Here is an 11,423-nt window from a genome sequence, read left to right on the forward strand (position 1 = left end):
CGACGAGCCGGCGCGCACGCGTCTCGCCGACTCCCGGCGCCGCAGCGAGCCCTGCCGCGCCTGAGCCCGCCGCGCCTGAACCCGCCGGGAGCTGTCTCCCACGCCCTTCGACAGGCTCAGGGCGAAGCAGAGGGAGGTGCGAGCCGCGACGGTGCGAGGCCGCCGCACCTCCCTCTGCTTCGTCCCGAGCGTCGTCGAGGGCGTGGGAGCGCGGGGCGGCGGAATCTGCACGAAACGATGGAATAAAACCCTCCCCTTCCCCGTCTTACCTACAGGCGGCACGACAATCCGCTTCAACCGAGAGGGAGGAACGACATGCCCGATGGTAGCAGCCGCAAGGAACGCGGCCTCTTCGAGCTCTACGCGCAGGATCCGGAGGCGGCCGACCGGCGGCTGTTCGGGCGGGTGCCCTTTCCGGACCGGCGGGGCTTCCTGCGCGGCGCCGGGCTGGCGGCGCTCTCGGCCGCGGTCGGCGCGGCGATCCCCTTCCACCGCAACATGCCCTCGGGGTTCATTCCGCTGGCCCTGGCCGACACCGGAGCGATCCCGGGCAAGGACGGCCTGATCGTCTACAACGACCGGCCGATGAACGCGGAGACGCCGGCGCACCTGCTCGACGACCGGATCACGCCGATCGAGCGCCACTTCATCCGCAACAACGGCAGCGTGCCGGAGGACACCAGCCCGGACGGCTGGACCGTGACCGTCGACGGCGAGGTCGACAAGCCGCTGGAGCTGTCGATCGATGAGCTGAAGTCACAGTTCGAAGTGGTGACCGCGCAGCTGACCCTGGAGTGCGGCGGCAACGGCCGCGCCTTCTTCGACCCCCCGGCCTCGGGAAACCAGTGGACATACGGCGCGGTCGGCGCCTCGGAGTGGACCGGCGTGCGCCTGGCCGACGTGCTGAAGGCGGCCGGCGTCAAGGACAGCGCCGTCTACACCGGCCACTACGGCGCCGACGGCCACCTCTCGGGCGACCCGGAGAAGCTGCCGATCTCGCGCGGCGTGCCGATCGAAAAGGCGATGGACCCCAACAACCTGATCGCCTTCGCCATGAACGGCCAGGACATCCATCCGATGAACGGCGCGCCGCTGCGACTGGTCATTCCCGGCTGGCCGGGCTCCTGCTCGCAGAAGTGGCTGACCCGCGTCCAGGTGCGCGACGTGGTGCACGACGGCCCCAAGATGGGAGGCTCCTCCTACCGGGTCCCCGGCCATCCCGTCGCCGCGGGCGAAGAGGTGCCGGAGGACGACTTCGTGATCATCGAGGCGATGCCGGTCAAGTCCTTGATCACCTCGCCGGAAACCGGCCTGGAGATCGGTGAGCGGACGCTCGAGGTCCGCGGCCACGCCTGGGCCGGCGACGACCGGATCGCGGCGGTCCAAGTCACCAACGACTTCGGCGCGACCTGGATCGAGGCCGAGCTGGAGGATCCCGCCAATCCCTACGCCTGGCAGCACTGGCGGACCGAGGTGTCCTTCCCGACGACCGGCTACTACGAGGTCTGGGCGCGGGCGACCAGCGACAAGGGCGTCAGCCAGCCCTTCGCGATCGCCTGGAACCCCAAGGGCTACCTCAACAACTCGATGCACCGGATCGCGGTGCGCGTGGCCTGAGCCCCGGGGGGGGGGCTGCGGGGGCCCCCCCCCCGCCGTCACCATGGCGTCCGCCTGCCTGCAGTCGCGCCGCATTACCGCACAACGGAGCCCGTCTTGACCGCTCTCCGCGTCCTAGCGCTGCCCGCCTTCCTGTTCGCCTGCCTCTCTCTCGCCCCGCTGATCTTCGCGCAGCCTGCGGCGGCGCAGGACGAGGAGTGGGAAAACCTGCCGCCGGGCGAGCACCGCGAGCTGGTCTTCGCGCTCTGCTCCGGCTGCCACTCGGCGAAGCTGGTGGCCCAGCAGGGCCTCAGCCGGACCCGCTGGCAGAAACTCCTGGTCTGGATGGTCGAGGAGCAGGGGATGGCCGAGCTCGACCCGGAGACCGAGACCCAGGTTCTCGACTATCTGGAGGCCGAGCTCGGGGAAGACCGGGTCCGCTAGCTTTCCCTCCGACAGGGCGAAACCCGGGAATGCGAAAACCCCCACGGCCGGGGCCATGGGGGCTCGCTTCGACTTCGCCTCGAGTCGTCGAGGCACCTGAAGGCCGGAGCCGTCAGCCGTCGGTCTGGCGCTCCTCGACCACCGATCCGTACTGGCGGTCGATTTCGATCTCGACGGGCTTGCCGTCGCGAAGCGCCTTGGCGGTGTAGCGGTCGCCGTTGGCGGACAGGTTCTGGATGTTCTCGTAGCCCTGCCGCTCGAGCCCGGCGCGGATCTCCGCCTCGGACATCGCCTCGCCCTGGCCCTGGTTGGTGCCCTGAATCCCGGCATTGCCAGTGGTGCCGGTCATCGAGCTGTTGCTGCCACCCTGGCTGCCTGCACTGCCCTGGCTTCCGGTCGCGGCCTGACCCGTGGCGCCCTGGTTGGTGCTCTGGTTGGTGCCCTGGTTAGTGCCCTGGATGCCGGCGTTGCCGGTGGTGCCGGTCATCGAGCTGTTGCTGCCATCCTGGCTGCCTGCACTGCCCTGGCTGCCTGCACTGCCTTGGCTTTCGGTCGCGGCCTGACCGGTGGCGCCCTGGTTGGTGCTCTGGTTGGTGCCCTGGATGCCGGCGTTGCCGGTGGTGCCGGTCATCGAGCCGGACTCGACCTGGGCGCCGGTCTGGCCGGTCTGATTCGTACCGCTGCCGGCGGCGAGGGCCACGCTGGCCGTGCCGAGCAACAGGGCGGCCGTCAGGCCATAGGGAGTGAAACGCTTCATGGTCGTCCTCCATCCTGGAAAAATCTGCAGGTCCGGGCCTGCTTGTGTAACCTGCTTAACGGCAAGTCTTTGGAGGCGTTCCACCCATTTTTGATACTTCCGATCAAGTTAGGAGAATCGAGTGTATCAAGTTGTTTCCATCTTCAGCAGCAGAGACGACAGCAGAACCCGCTGAAGTAGCGACCACGACTTGCCGGCTCGGGTGAGACCGGGAAGGGCGAGCGATCAGTGCTGAAACACTTGGCCGCGCCCCTCGGCGCTCCAGCAGACGGTGATCTTTCCCGTCAGCGCAGCGCGCGCGCCAGACCGGCGACCGCGCGCTCCATCTCGCCTTCTGGTACGGCCGCGTAGCCGAGGAGCAGACCCTGGCGGCTCGGCGCCCCGACCCGCGCCCCCTCGGCGAAGCGATAGGCCGACAGCGGCGGCGCGACGAGCCCCGCAGCGGCTGCCCGCTCACTCGCCTCGAGGTCGGTGAGGCGTGCCGCCAGGGCGGGCGTCAGGTCGGCGACCAGATGCATCCCGGCTTCGTCCGGGCGCAGCAGCAGGAGCCCCTCGAGCTGCCGGCCCGCCGCCGCCAGCAGCGCCTGCTGCCGGGCCTGGTAGAGCGCCCGCATGCGCCGCACGTGGGCCGCGAAGTGACCCTCGGCGATGAAGGCGGCGAGCGCCGGCTGCGCGGTCGCCGCCGGATGGTCCTCGAGCGCCGCGCGCGCGGCGCGGAACGGCTCGACCAGCCCGGGTGGCACGACCAGGTAGCCGATCCGCAGCGAGGGGAAGAGCACCTTTGAGAAGCTGCCCAGGTAGACGACTCGCCCGCCGCCGGCGTCGAGGCCCTGCAGCGCCGCGAGCGGCCGTCCGGCGTAGCGGAACTCGCTGTCGTAGTCGTCCTCCAGGATCCAGGCGCCGGCCTCGCGCGCCCAGCCTAGCAGCTCCAGGCGCCGCGCCAGCGACATGACGACACCCAGGGGGTACTGGTGCGAGGGTGAGACGACGGCCATGCGTGCGGCGGCACCGTCGCGCCGGTCGGCCGCGCGCCCGTCCGCCACGCACAGCCCCTCGCCGTCGACCGCCAGCGGCACCGGCGTCGCACCCGCCGCGAGCAGCGGGCCGCGCAGGCCGACGTAGCCGGGATCCTCGAGCCAGACCCGGTCGCCCGCGTCGAGCAGCAGGCGCGCCGCGAGATCGACGCCCTGCTGCGCACCGGAGGTCACGAAGACCTGCTCGGGCTCGACCGCCAGCGCCCGCACCGTGCGCAGGTAGTCGGCGATGGCCGCACGCAGCGCCGGGTCGCCGGCGCAGTCGCCGTGGCGCGCCAGCCGCGCCGGCGGATGCCGCCAGAAGCGCCCGAGCAGGCGGCCCCAGACGTCGAAGGGAAAGGCGGCGAGATCCGGCAGGCCGGGCACGAAGGCGGTGCCGCGGCCGCCGCGCGAGCGCTCGCCGGGTCGACTGAGCGCGGCGAGCCGCCGGCCGCGCGCGCCGAGCTGCGGCGCCGGCCGCCGGTCGGCGGGCGCGGCCGGGCCGCGGCGGGCGGTCAGCAGCTCGTCCGGCAGCACGCTCGAGACATAGGTGCCCGAGCCGCGCCGCCCCTCCAGGTAGCCCTCGGCGAGCAGCTGGTCGAGGGCGCCGAGCACGGTGTTGCGCGAGCAGCCAAGCTCGCCGGCCAGCAGGCGGCTCGAGGGCAGGCGCTGTCCGCCGCCCAGGCGCCCCGCAAGGATCGCCTCGCGCAACTGGCCGTAAAGCTGGCGGAACAGCGGCTGCTCCGCCGCCGGGTCGAGGCCGAGAGACAGCAGGGGTACGACAGCGCGGCGCGACATGACGAGATCCTCGGGGACCGCGAAGAGTGGCTCCAAGGTTTTGCCCGAAGCGGCTCTTTCCGCCAATCCACTTTCAGCGTACTCGAAAGCCAGGGAACACCGGGGAAGAGAGCGATGAGCAACGACGACTTCACGCCGACGGAAAGAACCCGCATCCGCCGCCTCGCCAAGCGGGCCGTGTGGGACCGCGAGGCGGTCTACGGCGTGCTCGACGCTGGCCTCGCCTGCCATGTCGGCTACGTCATCGAGGGCCAGCCCTACGTCACGCCGACAGCCTACGCCCGGATCGGCGACCGAGTTCTCTGGCACGGCTCCTCGGCCAGCCGGATGCTGCGCCAGGTCGCCCAGGGCGTGCCGGTCTGCTTCACCGTCTCGCTGCTCGACGGCCTGGTGCACGCCCGCTCGGGCTTCCACTCCTCCTTCAACTACCGCTCGGTCATGGCCTTCGGCACGGCCGAGGAGGTCACCGGCGCGGCTGAGAAGACGGCGGCGCTGGAGGCCATCGTCGAGCGCATCACGCCGGGGCGCTGGGCCGACCTCAGGCCGCTCAACGGCCAGGAGCTGAAGGCGACGAAAGTGCTGTCGCTGCGTCTCGAGGAGGTCGCCTGCAAGATTCGCGAGGGCGGCCCCAACGACGACGAGGAGGACTATGCCCTGCCGATCTGGGCCGGCGAGGTGCCGATCCGCCTGGTGCTCGGCGAGCCGGTCGAGGATGCGCGCCTGGCCCCCGGCATTGCGCGCCCGGCCTACCTGAAGGACGTGCGCCTTGGCTGAGGCGCTCCACGAGCGCCCGCTGTCGGGCGAGCCGGTCGAGGCCAGCGACTGGCAGCCGCCGGCCCGGGCGCCGCTCGAGGGTCGGCTGGTGCGGCTGGAGCCCCTCGAGCCGGCGCGCCACGCCGCGGACCTCTTCGCCTGCGCCCACGACGGCAGCGCCGCTGCGTCCTGCCTCTGGGACTTCCTGCCCTACGGCCCCTTCGAGAGCGAGGCGGCGATGCGGACCTGGCTGGAGGGCTGCGCGGCGCAGAGCGATCCCCTGTTCTTCGCCCTGGTCGATCGACGTTCCGGGCGGGCGCTCGGCATGGCGAGCTACCTGCGGATCACCCCGGCCCAGGGCGTGATCGAGATCGGCCACATCTGGTTCTCGCCCGCGCTGCAGCGCACGGCCGCGGCGACCGAGGCGATCTTCCTGATGATCGCCCACGCCTTCGACGGCCTGGGCTACCGCCGCGTCGAATGGAAGTGCAACGCCCTCAACGAGGGCTCGCGCGCCGCGGCCCGTCGCTTCGGCTTCCGCTACGAAGGCACCTTCTATCGCCACCTGGTCGTCAAGGGACGCAACCGCGACACCGCCTGGTATGCCCTGATCGACAGCGACTGGCCGACGGCCGGGGCAGCCTTCCGCGCCTGGCTCGCGCCGGAGAACTTCGACGCCAACGGTCGGCAGCGCCGCCGCCTGGCCGAGCTGATGGCGCTCTAGCGGACTGCGCTTGCCAGCCTAGCGATCCGCGCCTGCCAAGCTAGAAATCGTAGCAGATCCCCTTGCGCTCCCAGTCGCCGTAGCGCGTCGGCTCCGGTCCCGACGGCCCGCCGACCTCGGCCGGCTTGGTCGCGCTGCCCGCGCCAGGGGGCGCGGGCTCGGCCTCGCGGGCCGGCAGCGGCTGCAGTCGCGGGCCGGCGGCAGGCGCCGGCTTCGGACGATGGCTCGTGAACAGCTTCATGCCTTGCGATATGGCATGAGCGCCGGACGCCGGCAAGACTCCGGGCCGGGCCGCACGGCGGGGCCGCCACCCGTTCTACGAGCACGGCGAGCCGGGACAACGCCTGCGGCGGCGTGACTTAACCAATCCTTCACCCGGCGCGCGCAACGTTGTTATACAGGCTCAATGGCCTGTTGGGGGCGGGTCTTCGCGACAAAGCCATCGTGTCGACGATCGTCTGCCTCCAGGCAGCGGGAGCGGATGCTAGACCGATGACGGTCGTTGCAGATCAGGACGTCCAACAACTGCTCGAGCTGGCTCGGAACAAGAGCCAGGAGGGGCGGCGTCTGCTGGTCGCCACGATCAGCGACCTCTTCGAGTCGAGCGGCGAGACGCTGACCGAGCGCGAACGCGCGCTGATGAGCGACATCCTCAACAAGCTGATCCGCGACTTCGAGATGAAGGTCCGGCGCGAGCTGTCCGAGCGCCTCGCCCGGCGCGGCCACGCCCCGCGCGAGGTCGTGCTGATGCTGGCCAACGACGAGATCGAGGTCGCGCGCCCGATTCTGCTGGTCAGCGAGGTGCTGCACGACGAGGACCTGGTCGAGATCGTCCGCCATCGCACGATCCAGCACCAGCTGGCCATCGCCATGCGCCAGCACGTCAGCGAGACGGTATCCGACGCCCTGGTCGAGACCGGCAACAGCGACGTCGTCAAGGTGCTGCTCGACAACGGCAACGCCCGTGTCTCGACGGCGACCATGGAGTATCTGGTCGAGGAGTCGCGGCGGGTCGACACCTACCAGGAGCCGCTGATCCGGCGCAGCGACCTCAGCCCTGCCCTCGCCCGACGGATGTGCCTGTGGGTCGGCGCGGCGCTCCGCTCCTACATCCTGGGCAACTACGAGATCGATCCGACCGAGCTCGACGACGTGCTCGAGGAGGTCACCGACGAGACCGTCGGCGCGATCAGCGAGGACGAGGACCTGGCCGAGGACAGTTCGGTGCGCCTGGCGCGCGGGCTGGCCGACGAGGGCCGCCTGTCGGTCGAGATGCTGATCCAGGTGCTGCGCCAGGGCGAGATCGCCCTGTTCGAGGCGCTCTTCGCCGAGATGACAAAGCTGCGCCTGCGTCTGGTCCGCCGCATCGTCTACGAGCCCGGCGGCGAGGGCCTTGTCATCGCCAGCAGGGCCCTGGAGATCGAGAAGCCGCAATTCACCTCGATCTTCCTGATGAGCCGCAAGGGCCGCCCGGGCGACCAGCGCGTCGATCCCGAGGAACTGTCCCGCGTCCTGGCGCTCTACGACCGGGTCCAGCCCGGCGCAGCCCAGAGCGTGGTGCGCCGCTGGCAACGCGACCCGCAGTATCTCTATGCGATCAAGCGCATCGAGGACGGCGGCCGGCGCAAGGCCGGGTGAGCCGAGCCGGTCCCATGGAAGAAGCTTTCGAGGGAGGCGTCGAGGGACAGCCGGCACCGCAGCGCGAACGCCTGCCGGCGCTCGACGGCCTGCTGGCCTCGGGGGCGCGGGCGCTGTCGCTGTCGCTGTCGCTCGACTGGCTGCTCGACGACGACAACCCGGTCTGCATCGCCGACCGCGACGGCCGGCTGCGCTATCTCAATCCCGCCTACCGTCGTCTGCTGCCGATGCTGCAGATCGAGTGCTCCCTGGCCTGCGACCGCCTCGACGTCCCGACCGCGCCGTGGATCCAGGAGACCCTGCAGCAGGCGCAGCGGATCGACGGGCAGGCCTGGAGCGCGCCGATCGAGCGCCGGCACTTCCTCGACTTCGGCGGCCGGCCGGAAACCTGGATCTCGCGCCATGCAGTGCACTACGCCGCCGACGGCAAGCCGCAGGCGGTGGTCGCCCGCTTTCGCGAAGAGGAGGACGCGGTCGAGCTGAAGCGGCAGCTGGCGGCCATGCGCGAGCGCTTCGACGACATCGCCCGCATGGTCTCCGACTGGATCTGGGAGACCGACCGCAACCTCAATATCAGCTTCGTCTCCAGCCGCGTGCAGGAGGCGACGGGACGGCATCCGCGCAGCCTGATCGGACACACCCTGAACGACCTCTTCGTCGACGAGAGCGGGGCGCTGGCGGCGATCCGTCCGACCGCCCCCCAGCCGTTCCGGGACATCGAGGCGACCGTGTGTCACAGCGACGGCAGCGAACGCGTGTTCCGACTCAGCGCCGTGCCGGTCTACGCCCGGGCGACCGGCAGCTTCATCGGCTTCCGCGGCACCGCCCAGGACGTCACGGACCGCGTCAGCCGCGAGGCCGAGCTGCTGCAGAGCCGCGACGAGGCCGAGGCCGCCAGCCGGGCGAAGAGCGAGTTCCTGGCGACCGTCAGCCACGAGCTGCGCACCCCGCTGAACGCAATCATCGGCTTTTCCGAGCTGATGACAGCCGAGACCTTCGGCCCGCTGGGATCGCCCAGCTACAAGGAGTACTCCGGCGACATCCATCAGAGTGCGCAGCACCTGCTGGAGCTCATCAACGACATCCTCGACGTCTCGAAGATCGAGGCCGGCCGCACCGAGCTCGAGGAGGACACCATCGACCCGGCGGCGATCGCCAAGTCGGCACTGCGCCTGGTGACCGACCGCGCGCAGCACAACGGCATCTCGCTCAACCTGGCGCTGCCGCTCGGACTGCCCCTGCTGTACGGCGACGGGCGGGCGGTCAAGCAGATCCTGCTCAATTTGATGAGCAACGCGGTGAAGTTCACGCCCGAGGGCGGCAGTGTCACCCTCTCCGCCGAGATCGACGACGAGGGCGAATACGTCTTCGTCGTCGAAGACACCGGCATCGGCATGACGCCCGAGGAAATCGAGATCGCGCTCACCCCCTTCGGCCAAGTCGACAGCCGCCTGTCCCGCCGCTTTCCCGGCACCGGACTCGGCCTGCCGCTCTCGAGCGGCCTGACCCGCCTGCACGGCGGCAGCCTGACCGTCGAGAGCACGCCGAACCAGGGCACCCGCATCGTCGTGCGCCTGCCCGCCGAGCGCGTGCTGCGCGACTAATCTAGCCTGAGATCCGCACGTCCGGCTCGGCCCTGCCCTTGAGCTCGAGATCGAGCCGGAAGGTCGATCCGGCCTCGGGCTCCGTCGCGAGCTGCGTAGCCGTCAGGCCCTCGCGCGCCGAGGTCACGAGCAGGCTGGACCCGCCCCGCCCGGCGAAGGCCGGGCAGGTCGGCTGCGAGACCGGCAGCGCCAGGCGGCGCACGCGCCGGCCGCTCGGTGCATAGGTCTCCAGGCAGCCGCCGCCCCAGCGTGCCACCCACAGCAGACCCTCGGCGTCGACCACGGCGCCGTCGGGGCCGCCCGCGCCGCTGCCGTCGTCGAAGCGCGCCGGCTCGCCTCTCGGCAGGCCTGTGGACGGCTCCACCGCGACCCGCATGATCCGGCCGGTCGGCGTGTCCGCGAAATAGGCGATCCCGCCGTCCGGCGAGAAGCAGATCGCGTTCGGCACGCTCACCCGGTCGTAGAGCTGGCGCAGTCTGCCTTCGAAGTACCAGTAGATCGCTCCGGCCCCGGGCTCGGCGGCGCGGCCCATGGTGCCTATCCAGAAGGCGCCGCAGGGATGCACGCGCGCATCGTTCGAGCGGGTCGCCGGGTTCTCGGCCTCGAGCGGCCGGTGCAGCCTGAGGGCGCCGCTCGCAACCTCGCGCAGGTAGAGCCCGTCCTCGGCGACGAGCAGCTGGCGGGCGCCGTCGACCCGCGCCAGCGCGCTCGCCATCACCGGCAGCGCATGGGTCCTCGTGGTGCCCTGGGCGAGGTCGTGCTCGTAGAGACGGCGGCCCAGGATGTCGAACCACCAGGCGGTGCCGCTCGCCGGGTCGTAGGACGGCCCCTCGCCGAGCTCCGCCGGCGGCGCGTCGAGCGTCCTGGGCGCGGGGTCGCCGCTACCGGGAGGTTCAGTGGCGCGGCGTGGGTCTGCGGCCACCGGACTCGGCTTCGGCAGCGCCGCTCAGAGCGCCCGCACCGCCGCGACCGCCTGGCCGGCCCCGGCGTCGGGCAACTCCAGGGGGTTGCGCAGCGGCAGGCCGAAGGCCTCGGCCTCGATTTCGAAGAGGTCGCCAGGCTCGGTGCGGAAGCCGTCGGCGAAGGACAGGGTCGCCGTGCCGAACATGTGGACGTGCAGGTCGCCGGGTTCGCGGAACAGCCGGTACTTGAAGTGGTGGTGCTCCAGGTTGGCGAGCGTGTGCGACATGTTCTGCTCGCCGGACAGGAAGGGCTTCTCCCAGGCCAACGACCCGCCCCGGCGGATCCGCGAGGTGCCGGCGATGTGGGCAGGCAGGTCGCCGAGCAGGATCTCGGGCCCGAAGGCGGCCGGCCGCAGCTTGGAATGGGCGAGATAGAGGTAGTTGGTCCGCTCCATAACGTGGTCGGAAAACTCGTTGGCCAGGGCGAAGCCGATGCGCCAGGGCGTGCCGTCGTCGCCGATCAGGTAGATGCCGGCGACCTCCGGCTCCTCGCCGCCGTCCTGGGCGAAGGCGGGCGCGGCGAGCGGCCGGCCGGGGTGGACCGCGGTCAGGCCGTTGCCCTTGTAGAACCACTCCGGTTGGACTCCGGGCCGCCCCGCCGGCGGCTTGCCGCCCTCCAGGCCCAGGCGGAACATCTTCATTGAGTCGGTCAGCTCGGCCTCGCCCTTGCCGGCCAGCTTCTGGTGCATGGCATCGCGCGCCGAGGCCGAGCCGAGATGCGTCAGGCCCGTGCCGGTCAGGTGCAGGTGCTCGGGATCGGGATGGGTCACCGGCAACAGCAGCCGGCCCTCGGCGTAGGCCTGCTCCAGGTCGACCGCCTCGCCGTAGCCGAGGCGGGCGATCCGGTCGGCCAGCCCCTGGCCGGCGCGGATGCTGTCGCGCGCCAGCGCATAGAGGCTGGTGGCGCCCTTGACCAGATAGGCGTCCGTGCCGTTGCGCGCGAACACCCGTGTCTGCCCGCCGGCTTCCTCGATCTGCGACAGCAGCATGCTCATCCTCCTCCCCGCGGGCGGCTCAGCCTCCGGTCTTGTTCTTGTTGCGGAGCTCGAAGATCACTGAGGCGAGCGGCACCAAGGCCCTTGATGACATAATGGTAGTCGATGCCGATGCCGCGGGCCAGGAACCGATCCGGCC

At 71.0% G+C, this 11,423-nt stretch carries 11 protein-coding genes; 6 read left to right on the top strand and 5 right to left on the bottom strand.

Translation table 11 applies throughout. The features are described from left to right. Nucleotides 1-315 precede the first annotated feature (315 nt). Nucleotides 316-1,617: a sulfite oxidase gene (locus tag WD341_RS03300; RefSeq protein WP_368423993.1), complete on the top strand. Its 1,302-nt coding sequence runs from the start codon at nt 316-318 to the stop codon at nt 1,615-1,617. Between the two features lie 96 nt (nt 1,618-1,713). After that, complete coding sequence (locus WD341_RS03305; RefSeq protein ID WP_368423994.1) at nt 1,714-2,040, top strand: hypothetical protein; 327 nt, start codon at nt 1,714-1,716, stop codon at nt 2,038-2,040. Between the two features lie 112 nt (nt 2,041-2,152). Here the strand turns inward: WD341_RS03305 and WD341_RS03310 are convergent, their stop codons facing one another. Then, a complete protein-coding gene (locus tag WD341_RS03310) occupies nt 2,153-2,797 on the bottom strand; it encodes a PepSY domain-containing protein (RefSeq protein WP_368423995.1) in 645 nt (214 codons plus the stop codon). A gap of 284 nt (nt 2,798-3,081) precedes the next feature. Continuing rightward, nucleotides 3,082-4,608, bottom strand: a complete 1,527-nt coding sequence (locus WD341_RS03315; protein ID WP_368423996.1) for a PLP-dependent aminotransferase family protein — start codon at nt 4,606-4,608, stop codon at nt 3,082-3,084. 114 nt (nt 4,609-4,722) lie between these two features. On the opposite strand from WD341_RS03315, the gene WD341_RS03320 reads away from it, so the two are divergent. Both WD341_RS03320 and WD341_RS03325 read left to right on the top strand, forming a co-directional pair. Further along, nucleotides 4,723-5,382: a pyridoxamine 5'-phosphate oxidase family protein gene (locus tag WD341_RS03320; RefSeq protein WP_368423997.1), complete on the top strand. Its 660-nt coding sequence runs from the start codon at nt 4,723-4,725 to the stop codon at nt 5,380-5,382. Then, a complete protein-coding gene (locus WD341_RS03325) occupies nt 5,375-6,085 on the top strand; it encodes a GNAT family N-acetyltransferase (RefSeq protein WP_368423998.1) in 711 nt (236 codons plus the stop codon). The genes WD341_RS03320 and WD341_RS03325 overlap by 8 nt, the downstream gene beginning before the upstream one ends. Before the next feature lie 40 nt (nt 6,086-6,125). Here the strand turns inward: WD341_RS03325 and WD341_RS03330 are convergent, their stop codons facing one another. After that, nucleotides 6,126-6,326, bottom strand: coding sequence for a DUF1674 domain-containing protein (locus WD341_RS03330; RefSeq protein ID WP_368423999.1), 201 nt, complete (start codon nt 6,324-6,326; stop codon nt 6,126-6,128). A gap of 251 nt (nt 6,327-6,577) precedes the next feature. Here WD341_RS03330 and WD341_RS03335 point away from each other — a divergent pair, with 251 nt between their 5' ends. Next, nucleotides 6,578-7,723 carry a DUF2336 domain-containing protein gene (locus WD341_RS03335; protein ID WP_368424000.1) on the top strand — a complete coding sequence of 382 codons (1,146 nt, stop codon included), beginning with the start codon at nt 6,578-6,580 and terminating at the stop codon, nt 7,721-7,723. 14 nt (nt 7,724-7,737) lie between these two features. After that, entirely contained in the window at nt 7,738-9,327 is a 1,590-nt protein-coding gene (locus WD341_RS03340) for a PAS domain-containing sensor histidine kinase (RefSeq protein ID WP_368424001.1), read from the top strand. 1 nt (nt 9,328) lies between these two features. Here WD341_RS03340 and WD341_RS03345 read toward each other — a convergent pair whose 3' ends face one another. Continuing rightward, nucleotides 9,329-10,249: an SMP-30/gluconolactonase/LRE family protein gene (locus tag WD341_RS03345; RefSeq protein ID WP_368424002.1), complete on the bottom strand. Its 921-nt coding sequence runs from the start codon at nt 10,247-10,249 to the stop codon at nt 9,329-9,331. Between the two features lie 24 nt (nt 10,250-10,273). Continuing rightward, nucleotides 10,274-11,278 (bottom strand): AraD1 family protein, encoded by a 1,005-nt coding sequence (araD1, locus tag WD341_RS03350; protein WP_368424003.1) that lies wholly within the window; start codon nt 11,276-11,278, stop codon nt 10,274-10,276. Between the last annotated feature and the right edge of the window lie 145 nt (nt 11,279-11,423).

Source organism: Tistlia sp. (genome assembly GCF_040905785.1).
GTDB lineage: Bacteria > Pseudomonadota > Alphaproteobacteria > Kiloniellales > DSM-21159 > Tistlia.